Origin of the sequence: Streptomyces sp. LS1784 (assembly GCF_020103755.1) — a bacterium.
In the GTDB taxonomy this organism is placed as follows: domain Bacteria; phylum Actinomycetota; class Actinomycetes; order Streptomycetales; family Streptomycetaceae; genus Kitasatospora.
Genome location: NZ_JAHSQD010000061.1, coordinates 1 through 25412, shown reverse-complemented (window position 1 = coordinate 25412; position 25412 = coordinate 1). Strand labels below are relative to the sequence as shown.

Genomic DNA, 25412 nt, shown 5'->3' with positions numbered 1-25412 from the left:
GGTGCGGGCCGTGCGGGCGCTGCTGCGGACCCACCCCTCCTGGGAGGCCCGGGTCGCCGCGCTGGCCGACGCCTCCGCGCCGGTCGCGGTCCGGCCGCCGCAGCTGGTGCTGACCGGGGTGTCGGTCGTGGTCCTCGGCTATCTGCTCACCTTCACCCCCGGCCTCAACACCTATCTGCCGACCGGGCCGGGCAACCCCGGGGTCTGGCCGGCGGCCGTGCTGGCCGCCGCCGTGGCAGCCGGCTCCGTCCGGCGCAGCGTGGTCCACGGCCCACCGGGGGCCGTCCGCTCATCCGGTCTGCGGGCGGGGCTCTGGTTCGGGGCCGGCAACCTGCTGGGCGAGCTGGTCTGCAACCAGTTCCTCGGGCTGGACTGGGCACCCCGCTTCCCCGAGGCGCTCCTGCTCCTGCTGCCGGTGCTGGTGCCCGCCGCCGTGCTCTGGTGGACGGCGGGCTGCGCGGCGCTCTCCGCCGGTCTGCGGCCCGGGCTGCGGCGGTCGGCGGCCGGGGCGGCCACCGTCTCCGTCGCCGCTGCGGCCTTCGCCTGGTGGTACGGCTGGTGGCAGTCGGCCGGGACCTCCTTCGCCGCCGGGATGCCGTACTCCTCCGCCACCGCCCTCTCGTTCCTGAACGCCGGTTTCGAGCCCTCGGAGCAGTTGGCGCCCTCGACCACCTCGGAGGTCATCGCCAACCTCACGCTGATCGTCGTCATCCTGGCCCTCTTTCGGTGGACCGTCTGGCTGACCGTCGGGCTGTGGCTCGTCCCGCTGGCCATCCCGCTGCTCGGCGGGGTACGCGCCCGCGCCTCCGGCGTCCTGCCGGGTCTGCTGTGCGGCGCGGCCGTCGGCGCCGGGGCCCTCGTCCTCACGTACCGGGCCCATGTGTGGATCTGGCGGGACCAGCAGGTGTTCGTTCCGACCCTGACGATCTACAGCGGCTGGCTCTTCGTGCTGCTGCTGTGCGGTGCGGTCCTCGCGGCGGTGGCCGCGGCGCTGCTGGGCCGGGGCAGCGGTGCGGCGGCGGCCGTCGGTGCGGGCACGGCGACGGCCGTCGGCCTGACCGTCCTGCTCGCCGTGAACGCGACCGACGGCTGTGTGCCCGGGTTGGAGACGGTGCGGGCCTCCTGCGGTTTCCCCGTCGGGAACGGCCGGCAGCTGCTCGCCTTCTTCCTGCCCCAGTTCCTCGCCGTGGCGGCGATGGCGAGCATCGTGGCGGCGCTCCCGGTCGCCGCCGCCGCTGCGCTGTTCCGCCGTCGGGCCCCTGCCGCTTCCCGTCGCCCGAAGGCCGGGCCGGGCCCCAAGTACCGCCTGTTACGGCGCACTTGCTCCGCCGTCGGCTGCCTGGTCCTGCTCGGAATCGGCCTGGTCGGCTACACCGTGCCCGGAGGCACCGGCTCCGGCGCGGTCGGCTCCGGCGCGGACCCGCTCGTCACCGAAGTGCAGCGCAGACCGGTGGACAGTCTGACCGCCGGTCTGCAGGTGTGGGCCTGGGGCTACTTCGGGGGACGCAGCATCATGCAGCAATACGAGTACGCCCTCGCCGCCGCCGACCGCAGTGTCGGCCCCGACGGCGGGGTGGACGCGGCAGCGCTGCGGCGCGCCTGCACGGAGCTGCTCGACGCGGCCGACCGGGCCGACGCCTACTTCCCCGTCCCGGTCGCCGCGGAGCAGGCCGCCTGGACGGCTGCCCTGGCCCACACCCGCACCCAGGCGCGACACTGCCTCGACGCGCCGCCCCCGGCCGGCCCAACGGAGATCGACCGGTTCTTCACCGCCCTCGACCCGCAGCCGGACCCGGTGGCGGCCATCATCGAGCACCTGCTCAGCCTCTCCGGACCGACCCAGCAACTCCTGCTGCCCTAGGAACTGTCGTCAAACCTCGGCCAACGACCACCAGGAACACGGCTGGTCGAGCTGTCGCAGCAGCAGTTGCGTCGCGGGTCCCGGGAGGTCTGCAGTCAGAGGGGCGTGTCAGAGTCTGCGCATGCTCGAGATCGTGGTGAAGACGGAGAACCGGGAGCGGCACGTCCGTGTGTCCGCCGAGGAGCTGGCTGGGTTGGTCCGGCGAATCGGTGGTGACGGTGACCTGTTCCTGGTGGTCCAGCGCATACCCGACCTGCCTGACATCTTCGCCCAGGTCTGGCACAAGGCCGGTGGTGACTACACGCTGGAGTACCGCGACGGTGCCGCCGACCGGCACTTCCAGGCGATGACCGACGGGCCTGAGGTCGTGATTGCGGCGATGACCGGCTGGGCCCGCCAGGAGGCCGGATGGGACAGTGGTCTGGCTTGGTCGCTGCTGGACATGGGCCCCGCCCGTGACGTACCGCCGCTCGACCTCGACGAAGGCGAGCGCGTGGAGTTGGAGAAGCGCGTCCGCGAGGTGCTCGCAGGCGATTACGCCTCCCGCGCCGAACTGGCGGAGCTTGCTGAGGAGTTCCTGGTCACCAAGGACCGCCGGCCCGTCTCGCGCGAGCAGGCGGAGGCGCTGGCCGACCGGTTGTGGGTGGAGCGGGTCGCGGAGCAGGCCGAATGGCAGGGCGAGACCGACCCTGAGCGGCTCACCCGCGCGTTCACCGCCCTGCAGGACGCCGGCATCACCGCCCGCGAGAACTTCACCTGTTGCCGTAGCTGCGGCCAGTCCGAGATCGGCGGCGAAGGCGGGCCCGACGCCCGCGGCTTCGTTTACTTCCACACCCAGTGCACGGACTCCGCCGCAGCCGGCCACGGACTGATGCTCCTCTACGGCGGCTTCGACGGCTCGTCCGAGACCACTGCAGCCATCGGCCACGAGGTCGTGGCTGCCCTCGAAGCAGTCGGCCTCCCCGCCGAGTGGGATCATGACCCCGGCCGGGCCATCACCGTCACCCCGCTCGACTGGCGCCGCCGCCTGGTCGGCTAGGAACCGGCGTCAAAGATCACGCCCACCTGAGGAGTGAGGCGAGGGTGACGGCTACCCGAGAGGACGTTAAGTCCCTTTTCTCCCGGTTCGTGATCGCTCGTTCGTGTGAACGTCGGCCGCACTGGCGTGCCAGTCGGGGCTCGGGCGATGTTCTGTGGCTCATGGACAGACGGGCGCATCCGAGCGACTTATCGGATGAGCAGTGGGCGTTGATCGAGCCGATGATCACGGCCTGGAAGCAGGGCAGGGTGGCACGGTCGGCTACCGAGGATCCGGGGTCCTGTGATCTGCGGGAGGTCGTGAATGCGACCCGCGCTTCTCGGTGTAATCGGCCAGGACCGGGGACAGGTCGAACACCTCGTCGACCAGGTCGGCGACGAACCGGGTCAGGTGGTCCTCGGGCAGCCAGTCGTTCAGCGACGGCGGCAAGAACAGCACCTGGCCCGGGTCAACCGCCCGGAACTTCTTACCCGCCCCGACCCCACGCGCCCGCGGTTGCTCTGGCTCGACCGGCTCGGCCTCGAACAGCCACTCCTGGTCACGCATACCGGGATCATCTCGGATGAATGATCACGATCCGCACGCAGGTCGCCCGCTCCGGGGACGAGAAGCACCCCCGCTGGACCGTAGCCGAGCGGGGGTGCAATGGTTCAGCAGATGAGGGGGACGGCCACTGCGGACGGGCGTTCACGAGTGGCGGTGAGCAGGGCGGGTTGGCAGCCGGCTAGAGATCGTTTCCCGAGACAGCGGGTGCTGGGGTTGCCACCTGTCATGGCGTGGGCAAGTGCTGCCCCTGTCCGCAGTACCGGCACCCGCCACGGCGTCGCAGGTGGTACGAGTAGGTCGCGATGCCCAGGGCCGCTCCCCAGAGCAGCCAGAACATGCCCGGTCCGTTGGTGCCCGGCATCGCGGCGTCGTAGCCCCGGATGTTCATCAGTCCGCCGGGGATCAGGACGACCGACACGATCGAGGCTGGAACGATCGCGTGGCCGGGTGGATCCTCTTGCCCCTCTTGACGGGCACCCAGCGCGGCCACACCTCACCCCAGCGGCTGACCAGACCGTGTGTCAGGAGACTGCCCAGTGTGGAGACGATCCCCAGCCCAAGGCCGATCTCCAGTATGCGGGGTGTGTCCTGCATGTCTTTCAGGAACGCGTCGCTGATCCCCAGCGGCCAGCCGAAGTACCAGGCGAGTCGGGTGAGGTCGTAGGGAAGGGTCGAGATCACTGCCGTCCACACCGCCCAGCGCCCCCAGCGCAGCGCGGTGGCCGCCTCGGTCCACGGCGCGGCGGCCCCGGCGCCGCGCCCGCACCGCACGCACTGCCCGCTGGTGCGCCGCTGGTACGCCAGCGTCATCGCCGCCCAGAGCAGACCGCCGACGAAGACGATGACCAGGTTCCCGCGGTGCCAGTACAGGATGTCGCCCATGGTCTGGTGCCCCGGCACACCGGTGACGGCGAACACCAGCAGCAGTGGCGAGAACACCAGCAGACCGAGCAGTGAGTAGTCGGGAACCAGGAAGGTCAGCACGCAGGCGGACAGCCATCCGTAGGCCAGCAGCGCCTTGCGCTGCCAGGCCGTTCCCCAGCCGCGCGCCATGAGAACCCCGACGAGCACGCCGACCGCGCAGAACACCGCGATCACGGGCGCCCGATCAACTGCCCGTTACTGACCCACACTCCCAGTCGTCTCTAACCACGGCGGCCGCCACCTGGACTTCTCCCGCAGTGCCCCCGACGCCCTCCCCGAGATCGTGGACGCCGTCGCCGGGCAGTGCGCGGTCGTCCTCGACGGCGGGGTTCGGCACGGCGCCGACATCGCCAAGACCCTGTGCCTGGGCGCGGACGCGGTGATGGTCGGACGCCCGGCCCTGTGGGAGCTCGTCCACTCCGGCGCGGAGGGCGTCGCGGACGTCCTGCGGCTGCTCATGGGTGAGTTCGAGGAGGTCATGGCCCTGATGGGGGCGCCCACCGTGGCCGACTTCGAGCGGTCCGGGGTGGTCCTTCCCGGGGGGCGCCCACTTCTCCCCCTGACGCCGCGCGTCCACCCGGACGCCCGAAGGCGCCTTCGGCCTGCACCGCGTGGTATGCGGCGGGGGCCCAAGGCGTCTTGTCGTACGGTCGTTGGGAGCGCGGCGTCAGCCGAGCTGCCCGGTCGGCCGCATGGTGATGTGGTTGATGTCCACGCCCGCGGGCTGGTTGACGGCGAAGACGATCGTGTCCGCGATCTGCTCGGCGGTCATCGTCGGCGCCGCCTCGGGGGTGCCGCCGCGCTCGTCCCAGAACGGGGTGTCCACCACCCCGGGGGCGACGACGGTCACGCCGACTCCGTCCTTGCCGACCAGCAGCCGGGTATTCTCGGCCAGCGCGTGCGCGGCCCACTTGGTGACCGAGTACAGGTTGCCAGGCGTGTTGCGCACCCCGGCGACCGAACCGATGATCACGATCCGGCCCTTGGACTCCCTGAGGTGCGGCAGGGTCTCCCGCACCAGCAGGGCCGGGCCCAGGACGTTGGTGAGGACCATGGCGCGCATGTCCTCGGGGGCGTGGCTCTCCAGGTTGCCGGGCAGTGAGAAACCGGCGTTGGCGATGACGTTGTCCAGTCGGCCCCACGCGTCCACCACGCGGCGCACGGCGGAGGCGACGTCGTGCGCGTCGCTGGTGTCGCCGGTGATCGTCAGCAGCCGCTCGCCCGCTCCGGCCGAAGCAGCGAAGGCGGCCAGCTTGTCTGCGTCACGTCCGGTGACGGCCACGCGGTGGCCCTGCTTGAGCAGGGCGCGGGCGGTGGCGGCGCCTATTCCGGTCGAGCCACCGGTGATGAGCGTGACGGGTTCCATGGGACGGCCTCCTCAGCGATATGGGTCATCGGGGCTCCGCCAGGGTCCCGGATGCCGATGAACGCGAGGTGGCGCGTGAGGTCGGCCGACTCCGGGTCGCCGGTTCCCCGAAACGCCTGCACTATACCCAGCGATCTTCCCGCCGAGCCGGCACGCCATCGCTGACCGGCCACGATGCCGTACGAAGTGGCCGAACCCGCCCTGCCGGCCCCCATGTTGGGCCCTGCGCGGCGCGCAGGGCCCGGGCTGCGCTCACGCTCCTGGTCCGGCAAGCATGACGGAGAGGAGTACGCGAGGAACCAGCGGTTGGCTGTGATCATGTCTCGCGTGTTCTTCGCGGAGTTTCGAGGTGCTGTTCCCTCATCTGGCCGGTGTTCTGGTGGAGTTGGTGGATCAAGCTGCGACCGGGGTTGTCACGTTGCATGCGCGGGCCCGCTCGGCGGGTGCGCACTGTCCGCACTGCGGTAGTGCCTCGGACCGGGTACACGGCCGGTACATGCGACGGCTCGCGGATGCCGCTGTCGGTGGTGCCAATGTGGTGATCGAGTTGCTGGTACGGCGGTTCACGTGCCGGAACCCGGGGTGCCGGGCGGTGACTTTCGCTGAGCAGATCGCGGGGCTGACGAGCCCGCATGCCCGCTACACGCCACTGGTTCGTGAGCAGTTGACCTCGATCGCCCTCGCGCCGGCCGGTCGCGCGGGTGTCCGTCTGGCCGGGATGCTGGGCCTGCGCGTGGCCAAGGACACCCTGTTACGTCTGGTCCGCACCGCGCCGGAAGAACCCGTCATGCCAATCCGCGTACTCGGTGTCGACGATTTCGCGCTGCGGAAGGGCGACTCGTACGCCACGATCCTGGTGGACCTGGAGAGGCGGCGCCCGGCGGACGTGCTGCCTGGCCGGAGTGCCGAACCGCCGGCCGCATGGCTGAAGGGCCATCCGGAAATGGACGTAACGGTCCGGAAGTTCCCGAGCCTCCGCGTCAGGGATGACGCCGACCACCCACCGCCCCTGTCGAGCTCACCGTCACCCCTCTCGGCCTGCGGGGCAACTCTATCCGCCTCGCTGATCGGCATCACAAGATCCACGACAGAGCCAATTACGGTGATCGTCCACAACCCGGACGGCCTGGTCGCGGACGGCCTGGCGGAGCCGGTGGCACCCGGTGTACCGACTTCGCCGCTGAAAGCCTGAGGCGGTTCACCCGCCGATCAGTAAACCGCCTCAGGCTGATTGTCCGATGAATTATCGGATGAACCTGGAGAATTCCTCGAAGCTGATCTGTTCGTCGCCGTTCTCGTCGGCAAAGTCGAAGGCCGCGCGGGCGTTGGCGTCGCTGACCTTGGGGTTCTTCTGAAGGAACGCCCTGAACTCGTCGGAGGCGATGTAGCCGTCGTGATCGGTGTCGATCTCGTCGAACTGGCGCCGGACGCTGTCCCTGTCGCTCATTTCTGCTCCTCTGCCTCGGAAAATTCTGGCGCTCCGAAGCATAGGCGGAAAATTCGCGAGGCCATGGGATAGAAAAGCCGAACGGCCCTGTTGTGCTGATCGCACGACAGGGCCGTTCGGGCAATGTCAGGCAACCGCTGCTTCGAGCTACAGTACTACTCCCGCGACGGCTTGCCGCCGCCGCGAAGGACCTCGACCCGGCCTCCCAGGACAGGGCCGGCAGGCCCGTGGTGGTGTGCACCAGCGGCGTCGCGCTGAACCGGCCCGAGATCCGCGAAGCGCTGGTCGAGCTCGGCGTCGACGCCGTGTCGGTGTCGCTGGACAGCGCCGTCCCCATCCGCAACGACCAGTGGCGACCACCGCGCCGAGACAGCGACGGCTGGGAGGCCGTCGTCCGCGGCATCGGCGCGCTGATCGAGGCCCGCGGGCCCGCGCCCCGGCCCAAGGACGGGATCTACAACGTCATCACCCGCCTCAACCTCGCCGACATCGTCGCCATGCCCGAACTCGCCGCAGGCCTGGGCTGCGACTACGCCGTTCCGCAGCCGATCGCCCTTGATGCCGGCCACCGCCTGTCCGCCGAACTGTCCCTGACCGCCGACCTGCTGCCCGAGCTGACCGCCCGGTTCGACGAGCTGTACGCCGCCGGTCCGCCGCCGGTGCTGCCCGAGCACGCCTACGCCGGCCAAGTCGCCTCCGCGGTCGCCAGGCCGACCGACCTCGTGCCGGGCTGCTTCGGCAGCGACACCCTGTACTTCGTGCAGCCGGACGGCACGGTGTGGGACTGCCCCTCCGGATTGACGATCGCCGCCACCCCGCCGGAGCGGCACCGCAGCATCAAGGGCGCTACCGCCCGGGAGCTTTTCCAGGTCCCGCCCGGCTGCGGCAGCGACTGCGCGCTGTTCTCCGTGGACTGCGTCAACCTGTGGCCGCTCACCGGCTTCCCCGTCCTCGCACCCACCGGGCAGGAGGCTTCCCGTGCCTGAGAACACCGGCCACCGGGCGATGGCCGCGGCCGTCGCCCGTATGCCCGACCCGACCGGATACCGGGAGACGGCGGCGCTGGAGGCGGACCTGGCCGCCGCATTCGGCACCCGCCGGGCCGTCGCCGTCTCCTCCGGCACCGCGGCGATCACCACCGCGCTGGCCGCCTGCAGCATCGGCGCGGGCGACGTGGTCCTGCTGCCCGCCGTCACCGTCGTCATGACGGTCGCCGCCGTCGCCGCCGTCGGGGCCCACCCCGTGTTCGTCGAGGCCGCTCCCGACGGCCGCGGCGTAAACCTGGCCGACCTCGCGGCGAAGACCGGTCCGGACACCAAGGCCGTCCTCGCCGTGCACCTGGCCGACCGCACCGACGGCATCCACGGCCTGGCCGTCCACACCCGCACCGCAGGGCTGCGGCTGATCGGGGACGCCTGCCAGGCCCAGGGCGCCGCCACCCTGGGCCGCCACGCCGGCACCATCGGCGACATCGGCTGCTTCTCCCTCAAGGACGGCAAGATCATCGCCTGCGGGGACGGCGGCTACCTCCTCGCCGACCGGGCCACCGCCCACCGCACCCACTGACAGACCCCGCCCCCGGCGCCCCGGCCGGAAGCCGTCTCGGCGTCAACCGCCGCCTCGCCGAACCGCTCGCCGCACTCGCCCGCCACCACCTCGCCGGCTTCCCCGAAGCCCTCGCTCTGCGCCGCCGCCAGGCCGCCGCCCTCCACCGCGCCGTCGACGGCACCCCGGGGCTGGCTCCGCTCACGGCAGCCGACGGCGAGAGGCCCAACGGCTACAGCACGCTGTGGCGCCTGACCCTGCCCAAGCCGCGGGAGTTCTCCGCCCCCCTCGCCCGTTTCGGCGCCCCCAACAGCACCGGCACGCACCGCCTCACCGCCGCGCGCCTCCACCCGGCCTGCTCCGGCTACGCCAGCGGCGGCCTCCCCCGCGCGCGCTACGGTGGACACCCTGCCGGTCGTCCCGCTCACCGCGCACGACACCGAACAGGACACCAAACAGCTGGCGTTGACGATCCGACAGGAGGACGCCTCGTGGAGCAGCTGATACGGGACCCGCGCTTCGCCGACACGGCGTTCGTCGTCATCGACTTCGAAGGCCTCACCCCCTCCGGGCGCCCGGCCGAGCCGATCGAGGTCGCCGCCCTCGCGCTGCGAGCCGACGGCGGCCGCCTGGTGGAGGCCGACCGGTTCGAGTCCCTGATCCGCCCGCCCGCCGACGTCCCCGTCACCCCGCTCGACACCGCGCGGACCGGCATCACCGCAGCCCTGCTCGCCGACGCGGCCCCGGCCGCCGAGGTGATGACGCGACTCGACGCCAACCTCACCCGGCCGCCGTACCGGCTGGTGGCCCACCACGCCTCCACCGAGGCCGGGATGATCGCCCACCAAGGCATGCACTGCCCCGTCCTGGCCGCAACGCCGCTGCTCGACACGATCCGCCTCGCCAAGGCGGTCGCCCCCGGGCTCGGCTCGTACGGCCTGGACACCCTCCTCGGCCACTACGGCATCGCCAAGCCGGCCAACCGGCACCGCGCGATGCCCGACGTCGAAGTCACCGCCCAGCTCCTGGCCAGGCTGCTCACTCAAGGGTGCGCCACCGGCCGGTGGCGCACCCTGCTGGAACTGGACATGGCCGCCGGGCTGCAGCCCAAACGCCTCGCCCCGGCGACGCCGGAGGCGGAGCAGAACGCCCTGTTCTGACCGCGGGGCTCAGCTCCGCGGGTTTCCCCTCTGTCGGCGCAAGGTGGCGTCGACCACGTCCACGTCGCCCGGGTGGGACTCCCGCCTCCAGGCGAAGGAGCTGTTCGCCCGGATCGCGGACGGGTCGCTGCGCCTGGCGGCGGAGCGTGTGAGGAAGCTCGTGCTCGCGGCGCCCGTTCACCGCCGCGGCCCGGCCGACGCCGACGACGCGGGCGATGCCGGCCCCACTTTTCCGGTTCCAGGTGGCCCCATGCCGTCGTGCAGACGGTCGGCTTTCCGGCTTGAGGTACGGCCCGCGGGGAATCGACGACGAATCGACCGTGCTGGTGTTCGCCAGCGGTGGTGAAGGGCATCTGTTCGCGATCGGCGACAGCGGGCGGATCCGGAGATCGACCACGGCCTCCTGGTCCGACGACTTTGAGGTGGCCGCGGCCAGTCTGCAGGAGTTCCTCGAACACCTCAGCCGACTGGCCGCGGACCAACCCTGAGCAACCGAGAGTCAGGAGTCCGTCTCTGAGTCTCTCGCCCATTCCTCGCGCGGCCGCAGCCGCGCCAGGAGCTGTTGGGCTTCGTCTCGGACGCCGGTGTCCTGGTCCGTTGCCAGTTCGCAGTACTGCTTGATCAGCCGGTCCGCGCCTTCCGTCGTCATCCATTCGGGGTTGCAGTCCAGGGCGGCACCGATCTCATCCACCCCGTCGTTGGTGCACGCCTGGCTGTAGGCCAGCAGGACACAACGCAGGCCGATGGTGTCTTTGCGTTCGAGCAGGGCCACTGCCGTCTCCTGGATGACCGCGGTGTCCTGGGCGTCCAGGAGAAGACGGTGGAGCAGGTCCGCAACGTCCTCGATCCTGTCCGAGCCGGCGAGCTGCCGACCGGCCTCGGCGCGAACAGACCATGCCGGTGAGTCGGCATTCCGAATCGCCGTGCTCAGTTCCTGATCATTGAGGAAAGCCATGCCCCCAGCCTGCCAGGGGCTGTCGTGATCTCCACGCAACGCCGGGATCGACGGAATCCTCCGCGCACGCGGCTTCCGGGGCATCTCCCGCCCACCCGCGAAGGGCACTGCGGCGACCGCTCCCTCCGGAGCGCGACGGCCCGGCCGGTGTCCAGGGGCGGTTCTTCTGATCAGGGCGTGGTGCGAGCCGGACTGATCGGTTCCGGGGACCGCTGGTTGTCGTGCGTCGTGCCGGTACCGGAGCCGGCCTGCGGGGTGAGCCGGGAGCGTCGTCCGGCTTCGGCCGCACGCCTTGCGGCCCGGAACCGCCGGACGGCGCCGCCGGCTCCCAGCACTGCGGCGGTCCAGACGATGATCTCGGCAAGAAGGGTGGCCGGTGTCGGGCCGAGGTGAGGCCGGGGCGGCAGCAGGACCATCTGCGCGCCGGCCCCCACCGGCACGGTCAGCGCGGCAAGCAGGCCGGCCGTCCCGGGCCGCCTGATCGCCGCGCCCACCGCGCCAAGCGCGAGGCCGAACAGCACGCTTGCCGCCCACCACAAGGCCAGCTCATCCCTGTACAAGGCCAGTGGTTCGTCCCGGAGCAGTGCGTCCGTCACGTAGTACGCCCCTGTGGCGGCGATGAGCGACAGCGCGCCGGCAAGGGCACCGCGGCCCCACGTCCCGGCCAGCCAGCCCGTCGCGACCGCCAGTGCGGCCCACGCCCAACCGGCGCCCAGGAGCAGGCTGAACACTCTCGCGGCGCCGGCCCAGACGGTGCCCGTGAGTGGCGCGCCGAGCTTCCCGTACGGGGAGGAGAGGGCGTTGAGGAGGGAGGCGGTCACGCCGAACGCCAGGCCGACTCCGGGACTCGCCATGGTGACCTTCAGGCCGGCGTTGAGCGGCCGGGTGGCGCCGGTGCGCGCCTCGAACCCGGTTCTCGACCGGTGGCCGATGCGCGGGCCCCGGCCGAGCAGGGTGCGCAGGTTCTGACAGATGGGCATACCGAGTATGTATACCCGGTATGCCCATCCGGCTCAAGCGACGCCCCCTCCCGCGGCGAGTGGGCACCCTCGTGCGGTGCGGGCCAGTTGCGCATCGTCACCTTCGATCCGGTGCACGGTTCGGACGCCATCGTCTTCTTCGAGGACTGCGCCGAACGGACCCGCATGCGGCAGATGCTCGAAGCCGTTCCCGGCCTCGACTCTTTCCGAATGCGGCCGTCGGCGGCTCGGCGCCGTCGACCGGGTGTTGTCCTTGCTGCCCTGGGCGTCGGGTAGGTTGCCCGGAGTGGAGCGGGCATGCCGGGCGACCTCGGCCGCGCCGCCCGCGACCATGGCGGTCACGATCAGGTCGTCGCCATGAAAACGGACCCGGACGCTCTCCTCGACGAGCTCGTGCGGGACCGAGTAGCGCACCGAGTTGACCGAGATCGTCGAGTCCTTGCCGGCCCGGCGGCTCTCGCCGAACGCGGCGGTGAACGGCTGCTCGGGCACCGGGTGCAGCCGAAGACGTTCCTCGGCCGGCGGGGAGACCAACTGACCGCCGTTGGGAGTCTGCCGCGCCCACTGACACACACTCAGCCCGCCCTCCACGGGAAGTGAGCCAGAACCCGGGTTTGGACAGTATGTGTTCAGGGCTTCGGCCAGCAGTGCCTTGGGGGAGCTGTTCGATTGGCTGCATGCTCCCGGTTGGCCTGGTCCTGTGCCGGAGTGATCGCGGCGGGGAGGCGGGCTGCTTTCTCTCGGGCCGGGGGGAGCGAAGTGTCGTGGCTTATGGCCTACATCTCGTCGCGTCGCAGTGAGGCTGTGAGGGTGTCGAGTTCGGTGAGCCGTGCTGCGGTGTCGAGGCGGGACGCGGTCGCGACAAGGAGGAGTTCGGTCACGGCAACCTGGTGGGTGAGGGGTGCGATCGGTCCTGCGGCTTCGTGGGGCAGGGGGATGAGGATCTGGGCGTGGTCGGCCAGGGGTGATTTCCAGGCGTCGGTGACGAGCAGCAGGCGCGCGCCGCGTTCGCGGGCCGTGCGGACGTAGGCGGAGGTGGAGGCCGAGTAGCGCCTGAAGTCGTAGGCGACGACGAGGTCGTGGGGTGTGATGTCGAGAAGGGATCGGGCTTGTTCGTGTGCGGGCCCGGGGACCAGTCGCACCTCTGGGCGCAGTGCGCCCAGCTGGCGGACCAGGTAGTCGGCGGCCAGTTCGCTGAGCGGGCCGCCCAGCGCCCAGACCGAGCGGGCTGCTGCGAGGGCGTCGGCCGCCGAGTCCAGCAGAGGGGTGTTCACGGCCGCCAGCGCGCTGGACAGGCCGTCCTGTAGTTCGCGTGCGGCGCTGCCGGTGTCAGGGGTCCGGGCGGCAAACGCGCGCAGCCTCGACCGGTCCTGGGCGTCGGCTCGGACGCCGGCCTGGAAGTCGGTGAACGAGTCGAAGCCGAGCCGGTCGACCAAGCGGGAGGCGGTCGGCGGGCTCACCTGGGCGCGGTCGGCGAGCGTGCGCAGGGATTCCAGCGCGGCGAACGGATAGTCGTCCAGGATGACCCGGGCGACCGCGCGCTCGCCCCGCGGCAGCCTGGGGTAGGCGGCTTCGAGTCGGGACACCACGGATTCCATGACCCGAATGTTACATCAAGAGATCATTGACAGGCCAGATGAAACAAGTGTTACGTTCTGGGTCATGGAAACCTGGCAAGGGCTCATCGACAGCCGCTACCGGCGTTGGCTGCCGGTCACCGACCGCACCCCGTCCGTCTCCCTCAACGAGGGCAACACCCCGCTGCTGCGCTCCCGGCACCTGTCGGATCTCACCGGCTGCGACGTCCGGCTCAAGGTCGAGGGTGCCAACCCCACCGGCTCCTTCAAGGACCGCGGGATGACGGTGGCCATCAGCAAGGCCGCGGAGGCCGGCGCCGGACTCGTCGTCTGCGCCTCCACCGGCAACACCAGTGCCTCGGCCGCGGCCTACGCGGCGCGGGCCGCGATCGCCTCGGCCGTCCTGGTCCCCGCGGGACGCGTCGCCCTCGGCAAGCTCGGCCAGGCGGTCCGCTACGGCGCACGCATCGTCGAAGTGGCCGGCACCTTCGACGATTGCCTGCGCATCGCCCGCGACCTCGCCGCCCACCACCCGGTGGCCCTCGTCAACAGCGTCGGCAACGAGCTGCGTCTGTCCGGCCAGCAAACCGTCGCCTACGAGACCGTCGACGCGCTCGGCACCGCCCCCGACATCCACTGTCTACCGGTCGGCAACGGCGGCAACATCACCGCCACCTGGCGCGGATACCGCACCTACCACGCCGAAGGACACGCCGACCGGCTCCCGCGCATGTGGGGCTTCCAGGCCGCCGGAGCAGCACCGCTGGTGCACGGCGCTCCCGTCGCCGACCCGCAGACCGCCGCCACCGCGATCCGCGTCGGCGACCCGGCCACCTGGGAGGGAGCCGTCGACGCCCGAGACCAGTCTGACGGCCTGATCGCCGCCGTCACCGACGAGCAGATCTTCGCCGCCTACCGACTCCTGGCCCGCCACGACGGCGTCTTCGTCGAACCGGCCTCCGCGGCCGGCGTCGCCGGGCTCCTCGACCAGCACAGCCGCGGCCATCTCGCCCCGGGCCAGACAGTCGTCATCACCCTCACCGGAAACGGCCTGAAGGACCAGGACGCCTCACTGCGCGACGGCTACACCCCACTCGAAACCACCTCATCCACCGCCCACGTCGCCCGCGCCCTGGCACTCACCACTCCCGGCTGAGCCCCGGCGACGGGCGCGCCCTCCCCGACGAGCCCTTCCCGCGCCTGACCGCAGCAAGGACGATCCACCCCGCGCCTGTTCGATGTGATCGCCCCATAGGTGCTGTCCGAAGCCCGGTTCTGGCTCAAGCTCTGCGGAGCTCGACCGTGTGCGTGCGGAGCGACCTCGGAGCAGATCGCTGACCTGCTGATTTCCATCTCCCGAGGTTCCGATGTACCCGGCCCCGGACCGACACCACAGGAGTTGAGCCAGAGCCCACGTCGACGCGGTCTTCCAGGCCCTCGTCCTCGGTAGTCCGGACGGCCAGGGCCTATCGCGGAAGCCGCCCTCACCCGGCGCTGACGCCTGACGCCCCACGGCGTTCCTCCTCGCGGGGCGATTCAAGCAGCCGTTTTTCACCGTACGCCGGCCAGGGGGCCAGTCCTTGTCGCTGAGGCCGTCGTTGCGCGGTGGGCCGGCGTCCGTAATCCGGTTACGTTGATAGAGCACGTGGTCAGAGGGGGTAACAAGCCGTAACCCACCGGGGACACTGTATGACTGGCCTGACCGTCATCCTGCTGCTCGTGGTCCTGGCCACGGCCGTGGCGACCGGTGCCCGGCGCTGGCGCTTGCCCGCTCCCTCGCTCCTCGTCATCGCCGGTCTGGTCGTCGGGCTCATTCCCTGGGTTCCCGAGGTCCGCCTGCCGCCTCACGTGATCAGCGTGCTGGTGCTGCCGCCACTGCTCTACGCCTCGGCCGGGGAAATCTCTGTCCGCGACCTGCGCAGCGTGTGGCGGCCTGTGACCGGCCTGGTCTTCGGTCTGGTCCTGGCCTCGGCCATCGCCGTCGCGTACGTCGCCCGAGCGATCACCCCGCTCACCACCGCGACCGCGTTCATCCTCGGCGCTGTCCTGGCCAGCACCGACCCCGTGGCCGTCACCGCACTCGGCCGGCGCCTGTCCCTCCCAGCGCGTGTGCAGGCCATGGTGCAGGCGGAAAGCCTGTTCAACGACGCCACGTCGCTGGTTCTGTACAAGGTCGCCGTGGCGACCGCGGTTTCCGGCAGCGCCATCACCGTGTCCGGGACCGTCGAGCAGTTCCTGATCCTCGCGGGCGGAGGAGCCCTCATCGGCGCGGCGGTCGCCGCAGTGGTGACCCTCATCCGCAGACGGACCGAGGAACCCGTGCTGGAGACCGTCATCGCATTGGTCACGCCGTACGCCTCGTACGTCATCGCGGAGGACTCGCACGCCTCCGGCGTGACCGCCGTCATCGTGTCCGGGGTCGTCCTCGGCAGCACCGGCCACAAGCTCAGCAACGCCCCCATCCGTCTCCAGATCCACGCCGTCTACGACACCGTGACTTTCCTCCTGGAGAGCGTCGTCTTCGCCCTCATCGGTCTCGAGCTCCCCTCCACCGTCCGTCACCTCGCGCACGACGAGCACGGCTGGCCGCTGTGGGTGCCGGTGATCGCCTTCACCGTGCTGGCGATCCGCCTGCTGTGGATCTTCCCGCTGTCCACCCTGATCCAGTACCGGCACAAGGAGGGCGACAGTCGCCTCTCCTGGCGCGTTCCGGCCGTCCTGTCCTGGGCGGGCACCCGAGGCGTCATGCCGCTGGCTGCCGCGCTCTCGATCCCCCTGGTCACCCACACAGGGGCGCCGCTGCCGCACCGGGCGCTCATCCTCACGCTCACCACCGGTACCATCGCGCTCACCGTCGTTTTCCAGGGCTTCACCCTCGCTCCTGTCGTCCGCCGCTCGGGCATCGCTCTGGAACCGGAGCACACCGCCCGCGAGGAGGCCCGGACCCGCCGGCACATTGCCCACACCGCTCTCGAAGAGCTCAGACAGCTTGGCGATCTGGATGAGCTCGCCGAACTGGGCACGGCCGCTGAGGCCGCCTTGAAACAGGCCCGTCGCGATCTGGAAGCGCGCATCCACCAAGCGGAGGATGCCCACTACAGCGACCCGGACGCCCGTCCCGCCGACGCCTACCGCGAGATCCGCCGGACACTCATCGGCATCGAGGCGGCCGAGCTCCAGCGCCTCTACGAGGCAAACACGATCAGCAACGCCACCCGGCGCCGGATCCAGCGCGAACTCGACCTCGAGGAAGCCAGCCTCCGTGCCCGTGACTGACGGGTCTGCGCGGCAAGCGATACCCGCATCTGTACTGCGCGAACTCGGCCGCAGTTACCACCACGCCCGGCACTACGGCTTCGGCGAACCCTTCAGGACGCGGACAGACCTCCCGTCCGGACCGCCGGGGCGGCTCCGGTCAGGACGGTGTCGACGGCACGCGTCGCGTCGTGCTCGTCGAGCGGGAGTTGACGGAAGACGATCCGGAGCCAGGCGGCTCCGGCCAGCAGGTCCATCAGGAGCATCGGGTCCGTGTCTGGCGGGAGTTCGCCGCGGGTGACGGCACGCCCTTGGTGAAGCGGGCCACGATGAGCGGGGCGGCGGTCGGCGGGGATGTCGGGTAGGAGTCGTACCGGCCCCTGCTGACCTGGCCCACGGGCCTTGTGCACCCGCAGGACTGACGCACCGCCGTGATCACAGGCGGCCGGACATCGAGATCCCCGACAGAGTCAAGTTCAGAGCCGGATGGGGAGGTGGCGGGGGCCGCGGAGCATGGCGGCGTGCCGGTAGGGGGGTGGGTCCTGGAGGAGGGTTGCGCCGGTGAGTCGGGGGATCAGTGCGCCGAGCGCGGCCTGGGCTTCGATGCGGGCGAGCGGTGCGCCGTAGCACAGGTGGATGCCGCTGCCGAAGCCGAGGTGCTGGTTGTCCGGGCGGGTGGGATCGAACCGGTCGGGATCGTGGAACCGCTTGGGGTCGCGGTTGCCTGAGGCCAGCACGAGCACGACGGAGGTGCCCTTGGGAAGGGTGGTGCCGGCGATGTCCACGTCGGCGAGGGGGATGCGTTGCCGCATGTGGACCGGGGACTCGTAGCGCAGCAGCTCCTCCACCGCGGCCGGTAGCAGGTCGGGTTCGCGGCGCAGCCGGTCCAGTTGGTCGGGGTGGCGCAGCAGGGTGAGGACTCCGTTGGTGATGAGGTTGACGGTGGTTTCGTGTCCGGCGATGAGGAGCAGTACGGCCGTTTGCGCGAGTTCCTCGTGGGTGAGCCGCATGGTCGGGTCGGGTTCGTTGATGTACGCGGAGAGCATGTCGCTGGTGGGCTGGCCGCGGCGCTGTTCGGCGAGGTTTACCAGGTACTGGCCCATCTCGATCCGCGCTTGCTCGCCGGCCCGGTCCCGCTCGGCGGAGGACTCCTCGTCGGGCCTGACGTCGGCGGAGGCCACGATCGCGTCGGACCATTGCCGGAACTGTGGTTCGTCTTCCTGGGGGACGCCGAGCAGTCGGCAGATGACGGTGACGGGCAGCGGGTAGGCGAAGTCGTCGACGATGTCGATCTGGGTGCGGTCCTGGAGGTTCTGGAGCAGTTCCCCGGTGACTTCGGTGATCTGGCCGCGCATGGCGTCGACGCGGCCGGGGCTGTGCGGCGGGCCGAACGGTCGCATGGCCAGGCTGCGCAGCCTGTGGTGCTCGGGGTCGTCGAGCCGTAGGAACGGCGGCTTCGGTGTCTCGTGGGATGGCTGCGCGGATGGGGCAGTGAGGCTGCGGGGGTCGGCACTGATTCGTGGGTCGTGGAGGAGCGCGGTGATCTCGTGGTAGGTGCCGATCAGGTAGCTGCCGTCTGCCTGCCGCACGACGGGACCGGCTTCGCGCAGTTCCGCGTAGAGCGGGTAGGGGTTGGGGCGGTTGGCGTAGTCGGTGATCCGTTCCAGGAGGGTGTCGGCGGCGGCCATGGGGTACGGCTCCTCGTGCGTTGGGCGGGATGTGGGTCAGGTGGGCTGGACCACGGTCAGTCGGCGGTCGGGCAGGTGGCCGGTGAGCGCGACGGTCGGGCCGTGGGAGAGCCCCTTCGGATCCGGCACGTCGGAGGGGAGCGGGATCTCGGCCGCGAGCGGGCGGTCGGACGCGCCGGGCGCGGGCGGGAAGGGGGCGGCGGTCTCGATCAGGTGCGTGTAGTGGTCGAGTGACTTGGCCATGTTGACGGTGACGGCGGCGGTGACCCGTCCTTGGTAGCCGTAGACCATTGCCAGGCGACGCTCCTCCAGCGTGCCTTGGGCGATGACCACGTGGTCGGAGAAGGTGGGCACGCCCACGGACTTGATGTTGAGCCCGAACTGGGTCGACCAGAACGTCGGGAGGGCAAGGTGCGGGCGGCGCAGGGGGCCGGGATTGACCATGTTGTGGGCGGCGACTTCGGCCTGCGCGACCGCGTTGCCCCAGTGCTCCAGGGAGAGCATCTGGTAGCCGAACAGCGGGTGGGGGAAGCGGGAGACGTCACCGGCCACGAAGACGTCGTCAGTGACGATGCCGTACATGTCGAAGGCCCGGCACCCGGCGTCGCAGGCGATGCCGCGCGGGCCTGCTGCCAGTCCGGAGTCCGCCAGCCATTCGACGTTGCGGACCGCACCCAAGGCCGCGACGCACAGGTCCGCCTCCACGTGGCTGCCGTCGGACAGGTCCGCACCGGTGAACCGGCCGTTCCCGTCGCCACGCAGGGCGGTGACGGTCACCCCGCAGCGCAGGTCCACCCCGTGGTTGCGCTGCATGGCGGCCGCGAGCTTCGACAGGGTGCCGCCGAGCGCGCCCACCAGGGGGGCTGGGCCGCGTTCGGTGACTGTGACGTCGAGACCGCGTTCCCGGCAGGCCGAGGCGATCTCCGAGCCGGTGAAGCCACCGCCGATCACCAGCACCCGCCGTGGCCCCGCGGCCAGCCGCTCGGCCAGCCCGGCGGCATCCTCGCGGGTGCGCAGGGTGAACACTCCGTCCAGGGCGGCCTCCTCCGCCTTGGGCCAGGGCCTGGCCCGGGTGCCGGTGGCGATCAGCAGCCGGTCGAACGGCAGCGATTCGCCGTCGGCCAGCACCACCCGTTTCCCGAGAGGGTCCAGGCCGGTGGCGCGCACCCCGAGCCGCCAGTCGGCCTCCGGGTTCCGGCGCATCGGCAGAGCGGTGGACTCCGCCGCGACCGGGCCGAGCAGGACCTGCTTGGACAGCGGCGGCCGGTCGTAGGGCGGATGGGGCTCGTCCCCGACCACGGTCAGGGAGCCGGTGAAGCCCTCCTCGCGCAACGTCTCGGCGGCCCGCAACCCGGCCAGCGACGCGCCGACGATGACGATCCGGCCTTCTCGAAGGTCAGCGGCCACCGGGGCTCACCTCCTTGCCGAGGAGGATGGCCTGGACCGGGCACGCCGCCACGGCCTGGCGCACGCGCTCCAGCTGGTCGTCGGGAGGGGCCGGGGCGTACAACAGCCCCTCCTCCCCGTGCAGCTGGAACACCTCCGGCGCGAGGAACACGCACTGCGCATAGCCCTGGCAGCGTGTGAGGTCCACAACGATCTGCATCCCACTACTCCCTCCGTCGCCTCCCCTCTGCGTTCCAGAGTGAGGGAAAGGCCGGACCTTCGCATGGCTACCGCGCCGGTGACAGGGCATCTCAGCGTCCAGCGCGCGAGCGGTTGCCCGTTTGCAGGGTGAGAGGTTCTGTCCGCGCGGGGGCGCTCGTTCAGGCGGGGGGCGGTTGCCGGGCATCCGGCCGGGTGGACCCCGGGCCTGGTGGGCGTGGACATGGGCGGGCCTTCGCCCGGTACGGAAAGCTGCCCCGCCTTCGATCCTGCCTGCGGACGGGCCCTTCACGCCAGCGCACGCCGTCACCGGGGCCGGCCGCCCAACCGGGTGTTCTCCCGGGCCGGCGGACCCAGCGGCAGCGAGAGCCTGTCGGCCGCGGCGAGGAAGGCCGTGCTGATGTCCAGGCCCGCCGCCCAGCCGGGGGCCTTCTCGGCGTCGGTCAGGTCGCGGTGCCAGTCCGATGCCTCGGTCACCGGCTCCTTCTCCGGTTCCCGGTCCTGGGCGAGCGGGTGCACGTCCGGGACCTCCGGCGGTGCCGGGTCGAAGGCGTCCTTGGGCCGGGAGCCCTCCACCGGGCCGGACGTCCGGCCGGTCTCGGTGCGCAGCGCGCGGGTCGGCGGGCGCAGCGCGGTGACGAGTTCCAGGCCGGGGACGGCGGTGGAGCCACGCGGGGTGAGCACGCGCTTCGCGTAGGTGCCGAGGAGGCGGGCGAGGCCGGGGGCGTCGAGGCCGTCGGGGGTCTGCCAGCCGCCCCGCCCGCAACGCGCGGCTGACGAACTCCCGGAACTCCCGGACGGGCACGTACGGCAGTGCTCGCGAATCACCCGATCGCCCGGTGGTGCTCCGCAGGCGGGCCCAGGATGAGCAGTGATACGTTGCGCATACGTTCGACTACGTGAGGTGATGATCATGTCCTTCTGTGAACCCACTCCCGCCCAGCGCGCCGCCGTCCTGGAGCTGGTTGCCGCCGACGCCCCCGCAAGCACGTCGCCTGAGCAGGCACCGGAGATGCTCGGCCTGCTGCTGCTCGCGGCGCTGCTGTCGGCCAACCCGACCAAGCAGGAGCCGGTCGAGGACGCGTTCGAAGGCGTCCTGCAGAGCCTGTCCTGCGCCATGGCGTTCTGAGCGAGCGGCTGGATTCCGCCGGTGACCCGTACCTCCGGTTGCGCGTCGGTCGAAACGGCGACGCACCTGTTGGCGGACGACATCGCCCGTGCCCTGAGCGGCGCGGGCGATGCGTTCCGTCTGGAACAACTCGCCGCCCGGCACACCGAGGCGGCCGGACTGGGGGCCCTGCGGGCGCTCGGCACGGACGTGCTCGCGCCGTTCGTCCTGGACCGCCGCCCGCTCGCGCCCGCAGACGTCACGCTGCTCAGCGAGGCCGTCCGGGCCTTCCCCGCCCCGCTGCCGGCCGACCCCGCCACCGCGCGGCTGTGGGCGCTGCGCGACTGGGCACTCAGCCGCACCCTGGCCGACCTCGGCGTCGACGCGCTCGGCTGGGTCGGGCTGAGCGAACCGAGGGAACCGGCGGAGGACGAGTGCGCGCCGTGGCCGACCTGGACCGCCTCGCTCGGCCGACTCTCCGCGCTGGCCCTGCCCGCCCTGGCGAGCCCGCAACGCGAGCAGGCCAAGGTCCGCCGGCTCGACCTCGGACGCGGGCTCACCCACGCCCTGCTCGTGCGCGACCGGCTGCGCGCGGCCCGGCTGGCCCGCTGGCTCGCCCTGGACGCCCGCACCCACCCGGAGCCGCTGTTGCCGCCCGCGCTCGACCACCTCGACGCCCTCGCCGTCGACCAGCCGCGGGTGCGGCTGGAGACCGCAGTGGCCCGCCGCTACCTCGACCATCCGGAGGCCGTGCGCTGATGGACCTCGCCGCGCTCACCATCCCCCACCAGATCGGCGCCCGGGCGCTGGCCTGGCTGGACTCCGTCCGCGGCTGCTTCGCGCTGCCGCCCGACGTGCCCGTGCACGAGATCGACGGACCGAGCCTCAAGGCGCTGAGCGAACTGGCCCTCGCCGCCTCGCTGGTCAAACGCGAGACGGTCGGCGGGCCCGACACCGCGCGCACCGCGGACACCCTGCTCGACTTCGCCTGGCAGCAGTTCCGCGCCGGCGACCTGCTGGACGAGATGCAGCGACACACGCCCGCCGCGACCCATCCGATGGAGATCTACTCCAGCTTCGCCGCGGTCGGCTACCGCCACCAACCGCTGGAGGACGTGCTGGCCCACCTGGTCGGCACGCGCTCCGCCCGGGTCCCCGAGCACGTACCGAACCGTCACCTGGCGGTGGTGGCCGCAGTGCGCCGGATCGGCCTGCCCGACCACAGCGACCGCGCGGCACTCGTCGAGCGCACCTGGCTCGGCGGCCGGCCCGAGCCGTGGATGCTCGACGCGAACAACGCCTACGGCGTCACACACACCGTCTTCCACCTCACCGACTGGGCCGCCGACCCGGACGGGCTGCCCGAGCACCTGCACGAGTACCTGCACCGCTGGCTACCCGCCTGGGTCGAAGTCTTCGCCGCGACCCGCAACTGGGACCTGCTCGGCGAACTGCTCGCGGTGGGCGCCTGCCTGCGGCAACCGCTGTTCTTCCCCGCGGTCTGGGAGCTGCTGGCCCAGGCGCAGTGGAGGGACGGCATGATGCCCAACGGCGTCACCAGGCCGCCGGACGAGCCCGAACGCGCCTTTCGCAACCACCACCACCCGACCATCGTGGCCGTGGTCGCCGGCACGCTCACCATCTCCCGGGCACTGACCACCGCAGGCGCGTCGGCATGACGGTCGACGCCGGCCGGGCAGAACTCGCCGAACTGCTCGTCGCCGGTACCGCCGAGCTCACCCGGGAGCCGTCGGTACCGGGCTTGGTGGTGGCCGCCGTCCGCGGCCCCGAGTCGGCGGTGCACTGCCAGGGGGTGCTGCGGCGTGGTGGGGCGGCGCCGGTGGGCCCGGACACACGATTCGAGACCGGGTCACTCACCAAGACCTTCACGGCCCTGCTCCTGGCCGACCTGGCCACCCGCGCCGAGGTCGGCTACCAGGAGCAGATCACCGCCTACCTCCCCGCCCACGCCCGACCGCGACGCAGTTCGGTGACGCTGCTCGACCTGGCCACCCACCGCGGCGGGCTGCCCCGCCTGCCCCCCGGCTTCCTCCGGCGGGCCGGACGGCGTCTGCTCGCCGACCCGTACTCGCGCTACACGCTGGACGACCTGTACGCGGCCACCGCCCGCCTGCGCCCGACCCGCGGGCCCGCGGCGGCCCGGTACTCCACCTTCGGCCTCGCGTTGCTCGGACAGCTGCTCGCGAACGCCACCGGGCAGCCGTACGACCGGCTCCTCGCGGACCGGGTCCTGCACCCGCTCGGGCTGACCCGGACCGGCACGACCACACTGGCCGACGACCCGACGGCGGCGAGCGGGCACCGGCGCGGACGCCCGGTGCCCTACTGGACCTTCCAGGCGATCGCCCCGGCGGGGGCACTGCACTCCACCGGGACGGACCTGCTGCGCTACCTGCAATCCCAACTGGCACCTGGCCAGGGACCGCTGGGTACCGCCATCGGCCGGACACAACGGCCCGGGCCGACAATCGACGCCGGACCGGAGCAGTTCAGCCCCGGCTGGTTCTGCCGGACCCACAACGGACGCACCCGGTTCTGGCACTCGGGCGGCACAGGCGGGTTCACCAGCTACCTGAAGTTCTGCCCGGACACCGCAGCCGGCGTCGCGGTCCTCGCCAACGCCACACCGTCCAGGCGCCAACACGTGATCTCCCTCGGGCAGCGGCTCTTCGGGCAACTGATGACGACCGCCACCTGACCGGGCGGTTTCGTCCCTGGTTCGGGGGCTGAGGTTCCGCGCCACGTCGGGGTGGCTTGTCGGGCCAGCGTTGTCGGTGTTCCAGCCTGACGCCGACGGCCGACCGTGCCCGGCCGGCGTCGAGCCTGCCGCTTCCGCCCGGACTGTGGCGCGATCACATGTCCGGGCATACCGTGCGCAGCTGCGACGGCCCGCACCGGGCGCCCGGCCGCTCAGCGGGCCAAGGCCCGGGCGTCGCCCATCACCACCACCGGGTGCAGCGCGGGGTCGAGGGCGAGGAGCAGTTCGCGCATGCGGTCGGGGGACAGTCCGATGCAGCCGTGGGTGGGCCCGCCGTGGTCGACGTGCAGCCAGATGCCTCCGCCGTACCCCCCGCCGCGCGGTCGGCGCCGGTCGAGCGGGGAGGAGCCGGGTACACGGTTGTAGTCGATGGCCACCACGTAGTCGAAGGCCCCGGCGAGCGGCTCGCCCGCGAAACCGGTGCCGGAGATGCTGAAGGCGTCGGAGCGGTCGTAGCGGAGCCGGGTGCCAGGGTCGGGCAGGCGCCCGCCGGCGTCGCCGAGGGTGAACACGCCGATCGGCGAGCGCAGATCGCCCTCACGGTGGTCCGGGGTCCAGCCGTCCCGGGCGTTGCGGGTGGGCCAGGACGGACCGGCGAGCCAGCCCGTGCCGTCGTTGCGGTAGAGGACGGCACGGCCGGCCGAGGCGTCGGGGCCGTCACCGGTGACGACCAACGCCTGCCGCGTTCCGGCGGGTATGGCTGCCAGCAGGTCGGGCCCGACCCCGGGGAGCTGGCGCGGCAGTTCGGGCGGCGCGGGTCGGGCGGCCCGGACCGCCTCGGGCGGCAGCAACGTGGGCGGTACGGGCGCGGGAGCGGCGGGTGTGTCGGGGACGGCCGCGGCCGGTGGCACGGGCCCTGCGGCGGTGTCGGGCGCGCAGCCCACGAGGAGCAGCGCCAGCCCGGCGAGGGCGCGACGGGGTAGGGACATGGCGGTTCAGCCTTCGGGAAAGGGGCTTCGGGAGAAGCCGGGAGAGGAATGTCAGAGGCGGGAGGCGGGGGTTCGGATCAGCCCCGCAGGGTCTTCGGCGTGGTGGCGCGGCTCCCGGTGGTGGTGCGCAGGGAGTCGAGCACCTGCTGCAGCTGCCGCAGCGTCGGGTCCGACGGTTCGCGCAGGCAGGCGTTCAGCTTGATCAGTGCGGGAACGCCGTCCCGAACGACGACGCGGTGCCCGACGAGCTCCCGGGTGCCGCCGTACATCGTGCAGAGCGCCTCGGGCGTGCCCTCGGTGAGGGCGGCCGGGCCTATGGGGGTCTGCCCGATCCGGGCCGGGTCGTCGATCAGCTGGAGGGTGGCGAAGACACCGTCGGCGGTGAGCGGTCCGGCGAGTACGCAGATGCCGGCCCTCGGGCAGGACGACTTCGTGTCGAGCGGCTGGGTGGCGAGGAAGCCGATGCCCTCACGGGAGTCGCTGGTGATGCCGTCGCGGGTGTGCCAGCCGTTCGGCACGTCGACGGCCACGTCCGACAGCGACGGGAAGCGGATGGTCGTCCCCGGGGGCAGGACCGTGCCCGGAGCGGGCGGGACCGAGGCCACGGCGGGCGGCATCCCCGCCGGCCCCGCGGCCGCCCCCCGGTCC

The 25412-nt window shown here is 71.8% G+C and carries 27 protein-coding genes and 4 pseudogenes; 15 read left to right on the top strand and 16 right to left on the bottom strand.

Features of this window, described 5'->3' with window-relative positions; translation table 11 throughout:
• The 3 genes and pseudogenes from KS423_RS10750 to KS423_RS47980 form a co-directional block, all read left to right on the top strand.
• Positions 1-1861: hypothetical protein (locus KS423_RS10750; RefSeq protein WP_224277640.1), on the top strand; the 1861-nt coding region annotated here is incomplete at its 5' end.
• 121 nt (positions 1862-1982) lie between these two features.
• Positions 1983-2900 carry a hypothetical protein gene (locus KS423_RS10745; protein ID WP_224277638.1) on the top strand — a complete coding sequence of 306 codons (918 nt, stop codon included), beginning with the start codon at positions 1983-1985 and terminating at the stop codon, positions 2898-2900.
• A 161-nt stretch (positions 2901-3061) separates the two neighbouring features.
• A pseudogene (locus tag KS423_RS47980) lies at positions 3062-3208 on the top strand (transposase); the annotation flags it as partial.
• 1 nt (position 3209) lies between these two features.
• On the opposite strand, the pseudogene KS423_RS10740 reads toward KS423_RS47980, so the two are convergent.
• From KS423_RS10740 to KS423_RS10730, 3 genes and pseudogenes are all read right to left on the bottom strand, one after another.
• Positions 3210-3428, bottom strand: a pseudogene (locus KS423_RS10740) (IS1182 family transposase); the annotation flags it as partial.
• Between the two features lie 241 nt (positions 3429-3669).
• On the bottom strand, positions 3670-3864 hold the full coding sequence (locus KS423_RS10735; RefSeq protein WP_224277636.1) for a hypothetical protein: 195 nt from the start codon (positions 3862-3864) through the stop codon (positions 3670-3672).
• On the bottom strand, positions 3849-4544 hold the full coding sequence (locus tag KS423_RS10730) for a hypothetical protein (RefSeq protein WP_224277634.1): 696 nt from the start codon (positions 4542-4544) through the stop codon (positions 3849-3851). The genes KS423_RS10735 and KS423_RS10730 overlap by 16 nt, the downstream gene beginning before the upstream one ends.
• A gap of 52 nt (positions 4545-4596) precedes the next feature.
• Here KS423_RS10730 and KS423_RS10725 point away from each other — a divergent pair.
• Positions 4597-4881, top strand: a pseudogene (locus KS423_RS10725) (alpha-hydroxy-acid oxidizing protein); the annotation flags it as partial.
• Positions 4882-5037: 156 nt separating this feature from the next.
• Here the strand turns inward: KS423_RS10725 and KS423_RS10720 are convergent.
• The gene (locus KS423_RS10720; protein WP_224277633.1) at positions 5038-5736 is read right to left on the bottom strand and encodes an SDR family oxidoreductase; all 699 of its coding nucleotides are present in this window, start codon (positions 5734-5736) and stop codon (positions 5038-5040) included.
• Between the two features lie 349 nt (positions 5737-6085).
• Here KS423_RS10720 and KS423_RS10715 point away from each other — a divergent pair, with 349 nt between their 5' ends.
• Complete coding sequence (locus KS423_RS10715; RefSeq protein WP_224277631.1) at positions 6086-6928, top strand: transposase family protein; 843 nt, start codon at positions 6086-6088, stop codon at positions 6926-6928.
• Between the two features lie 51 nt (positions 6929-6979).
• Here the strand turns inward: KS423_RS10715 and KS423_RS10710 are convergent, their stop codons facing one another.
• The gene (locus KS423_RS10710) at positions 6980-7183 is read right to left on the bottom strand and encodes an EF-hand domain-containing protein (protein ID WP_224277629.1); all 204 of its coding nucleotides are present in this window, start codon (positions 7181-7183) and stop codon (positions 6980-6982) included.
• A gap of 233 nt (positions 7184-7416) precedes the next feature.
• On the opposite strand from KS423_RS10710, the gene KS423_RS10705 reads away from it, so the two are divergent.
• From KS423_RS10705 to KS423_RS10690, 4 genes are all read left to right on the top strand, one after another.
• On the top strand, positions 7417-8169 hold the full coding sequence (locus tag KS423_RS10705; protein WP_224277627.1) for a hypothetical protein: 753 nt from the start codon (positions 7417-7419) through the stop codon (positions 8167-8169).
• A complete protein-coding gene (locus KS423_RS10700; RefSeq protein ID WP_224277625.1) occupies positions 8162-8749 on the top strand; it encodes an aminotransferase class I/II-fold pyridoxal phosphate-dependent enzyme in 588 nt (195 codons plus the stop codon). Before KS423_RS10705 ends, KS423_RS10700 begins: the two co-directional genes overlap by 8 nt.
• 470 nt (positions 8750-9219) lie before the next feature.
• Positions 9220-9888 (top strand): PolC-type DNA polymerase III, encoded by a 669-nt coding sequence (locus KS423_RS10695; protein WP_224277623.1) that lies wholly within the window; start codon positions 9220-9222, stop codon positions 9886-9888.
• A gap of 320 nt (positions 9889-10208) precedes the next feature.
• Positions 10209-10376, top strand: coding sequence for a hypothetical protein (locus KS423_RS10690; protein WP_224277621.1), 168 nt, complete (start codon positions 10209-10211; stop codon positions 10374-10376).
• Positions 10377-10387: 11 nt separating this feature from the next.
• Here KS423_RS10690 and KS423_RS10685 read toward each other — a convergent pair whose 3' ends face one another.
• The 4 genes and pseudogenes from KS423_RS10685 to KS423_RS10670 form a co-directional block, all read right to left on the bottom strand.
• Positions 10388-10843: a hypothetical protein gene (locus KS423_RS10685; RefSeq protein ID WP_224277619.1), complete on the bottom strand. Its 456-nt coding sequence runs from the start codon at positions 10841-10843 to the stop codon at positions 10388-10390.
• Positions 10844-11013: 170 nt separating this feature from the next.
• Positions 11014-11823, bottom strand: coding sequence for a hypothetical protein (locus KS423_RS10680; RefSeq protein WP_224277617.1), 810 nt, complete (start codon positions 11821-11823; stop codon positions 11014-11016).
• A gap of 276 nt (positions 11824-12099) precedes the next feature.
• Positions 12100-12342, bottom strand: a pseudogene (locus KS423_RS10675) (IS21 family transposase); the annotation flags it as partial.
• A 257-nt stretch (positions 12343-12599) separates the two neighbouring features.
• Positions 12600-13421, bottom strand: a complete 822-nt coding sequence (locus KS423_RS10670) for a MurR/RpiR family transcriptional regulator (protein ID WP_224277615.1) — start codon at positions 13419-13421, stop codon at positions 12600-12602.
• Positions 13422-13485: 64 nt separating this feature from the next.
• Here KS423_RS10670 and thrC point away from each other — a divergent pair, with 64 nt between their 5' ends.
• The gene (gene thrC / locus KS423_RS10665) at positions 13486-14556 is read left to right on the top strand and encodes a threonine synthase (protein ID WP_224277613.1); all 1071 of its coding nucleotides are present in this window, start codon (positions 13486-13488) and stop codon (positions 14554-14556) included.
• A gap of 533 nt (positions 14557-15089) precedes the next feature.
• On the top strand, positions 15090-16676 hold the full coding sequence (locus KS423_RS10660; protein WP_224277611.1) for a Na+/H+ antiporter: 1587 nt from the start codon (positions 15090-15092) through the stop codon (positions 16674-16676).
• Between the two features lie 92 nt (positions 16677-16768).
• On the opposite strand, the gene KS423_RS10655 is transcribed toward KS423_RS10660, so the two are convergent.
• The 5 genes from KS423_RS10655 to KS423_RS10635 form a co-directional block, all read right to left on the bottom strand.
• The gene (locus KS423_RS10655) at positions 16769-16921 is read right to left on the bottom strand and encodes a hypothetical protein (RefSeq protein ID WP_263454706.1); all 153 of its coding nucleotides are present in this window, start codon (positions 16919-16921) and stop codon (positions 16769-16771) included.
• 210 nt (positions 16922-17131) lie between these two features.
• Entirely contained in the window at positions 17132-18343 is a 1212-nt protein-coding gene (locus KS423_RS10650) for a cytochrome P450 (RefSeq protein ID WP_224277609.1), read from the bottom strand.
• Positions 18344-18379: 36 nt separating this feature from the next.
• The gene (locus KS423_RS10645) at positions 18380-19750 is read right to left on the bottom strand and encodes an FAD-dependent oxidoreductase (protein ID WP_224277607.1); all 1371 of its coding nucleotides are present in this window, start codon (positions 19748-19750) and stop codon (positions 18380-18382) included.
• A complete protein-coding gene (locus KS423_RS10640) occupies positions 19740-19949 on the bottom strand; it encodes a ferredoxin (protein WP_224277605.1) in 210 nt (69 codons plus the stop codon). The genes KS423_RS10645 and KS423_RS10640 overlap by 11 nt, the downstream gene beginning before the upstream one ends.
• A gap of 305 nt (positions 19950-20254) precedes the next feature.
• Positions 20255-20632 (bottom strand): hypothetical protein, encoded by a 378-nt coding sequence (locus tag KS423_RS10635; protein WP_224277603.1) that lies wholly within the window; start codon positions 20630-20632, stop codon positions 20255-20257.
• 229 nt (positions 20633-20861) lie between these two features.
• Between KS423_RS10635 and KS423_RS10630 the strand changes: the two genes are divergently transcribed.
• From KS423_RS10630 to KS423_RS10615, 4 genes are read left to right on the top strand one after another with little or no spacing between them, the layout of a single operon-like run.
• A complete protein-coding gene (locus tag KS423_RS10630; RefSeq protein ID WP_224277601.1) occupies positions 20862-21077 on the top strand; it encodes a hypothetical protein in 216 nt (71 codons plus the stop codon).
• A 21-nt stretch (positions 21078-21098) separates the two neighbouring features.
• Complete coding sequence (locus KS423_RS10625; protein ID WP_224277593.1) at positions 21099-21815, top strand: hypothetical protein; 717 nt, start codon at positions 21099-21101, stop codon at positions 21813-21815.
• Positions 21815-22735 (top strand): hypothetical protein, encoded by a 921-nt coding sequence (locus tag KS423_RS10620; RefSeq protein WP_224277591.1) that lies wholly within the window; start codon positions 21815-21817, stop codon positions 22733-22735. The genes KS423_RS10625 and KS423_RS10620 overlap by 1 nt, the downstream gene beginning before the upstream one ends.
• A complete protein-coding gene (locus KS423_RS10615) occupies positions 22732-23775 on the top strand; it encodes a serine hydrolase (protein ID WP_224277589.1) in 1044 nt (347 codons plus the stop codon). The genes KS423_RS10620 and KS423_RS10615 overlap by 4 nt, the downstream gene beginning before the upstream one ends.
• Positions 23776-23987: 212 nt before the next feature.
• Here the strand turns inward: KS423_RS10615 and KS423_RS10610 are convergent, their stop codons facing one another.
• Complete coding sequence (locus KS423_RS10610) at positions 23988-24764, bottom strand: L,D-transpeptidase family protein (protein ID WP_224277587.1); 777 nt, start codon at positions 24762-24764, stop codon at positions 23988-23990.
• A 77-nt stretch (positions 24765-24841) separates the two neighbouring features.
• On the bottom strand, positions 24842-25412 hold a 571-nt coding region (locus KS423_RS10605; protein ID WP_224277585.1), incomplete at its 5' end, for a hypothetical protein.

What these genes read in the sequence shown, in the direction of transcription:
- KS423_RS10620 (WP_224277591.1), top strand. Translation starts at nt 21,815, where the DNA reads ATGGACCTCGCCGCGCTCACCATCCCCCACCAGATCGGCGCCCGGGCG.
- KS423_RS10610 (WP_224277587.1), bottom strand. Translation starts at nt 24,764, where the DNA reads ATGTCCCTACCCCGTCGCGCCCTCGCCGGGCTGGCGCTGCTCCTCGTG.
- KS423_RS10650 (WP_224277609.1), bottom strand. Translation starts at nt 18,343, where the DNA reads ATGGCCGCCGCCGACACCCTCCTGGAACGGATCACCGACTACGCCAAC.
- KS423_RS10680 (WP_224277617.1), bottom strand. Translation starts at nt 11,823, where the DNA reads ATGCCCATCTGTCAGAACCTGCGCACCCTGCTCGGCCGGGGCCCGCGC.
- thrC (WP_224277613.1), top strand. Translation starts at nt 13,486, where the DNA reads ATGGAAACCTGGCAAGGGCTCATCGACAGCCGCTACCGGCGTTGGCTG.
- KS423_RS10745 (WP_224277638.1), top strand. Translation starts at nt 1,983, where the DNA reads ATGCTCGAGATCGTGGTGAAGACGGAGAACCGGGAGCGGCACGTCCGT.
- KS423_RS10720 (WP_224277633.1), bottom strand. Translation starts at nt 5,736, where the DNA reads ATGGAACCCGTCACGCTCATCACCGGTGGCTCGACCGGAATAGGCGCC.
- KS423_RS10655 (WP_263454706.1), bottom strand. Translation starts at nt 16,921, where the DNA reads ATGCTCCTGATGGACCTGCTGGCCGGAGCCGCCTGGCTCCGGATCGTC.
- KS423_RS10670 (WP_224277615.1), bottom strand. Translation starts at nt 13,421, where the DNA reads ATGGAATCCGTGGTGTCCCGACTCGAAGCCGCCTACCCCAGGCTGCCG.
- KS423_RS10615 (WP_224277589.1), top strand. Translation starts at nt 22,732, where the DNA reads ATGACGGTCGACGCCGGCCGGGCAGAACTCGCCGAACTGCTCGTCGCC.
- KS423_RS10630 (WP_224277601.1), top strand. Translation starts at nt 20,862, where the DNA reads ATGTCCTTCTGTGAACCCACTCCCGCCCAGCGCGCCGCCGTCCTGGAG.
- KS423_RS10685 (WP_224277619.1), bottom strand. Translation starts at nt 10,843, where the DNA reads ATGGCTTTCCTCAATGATCAGGAACTGAGCACGGCGATTCGGAATGCC.
- KS423_RS10640 (WP_224277605.1), bottom strand. Translation starts at nt 19,949, where the DNA reads ATGCAGATCGTTGTGGACCTCACACGCTGCCAGGGCTATGCGCAGTGC.
- KS423_RS10660 (WP_224277611.1), top strand. Translation starts at nt 15,090, where the DNA reads ATGACTGGCCTGACCGTCATCCTGCTGCTCGTGGTCCTGGCCACGGCC.
- KS423_RS10710 (WP_224277629.1), bottom strand. Translation starts at nt 7,183, where the DNA reads ATGAGCGACAGGGACAGCGTCCGGCGCCAGTTCGACGAGATCGACACC.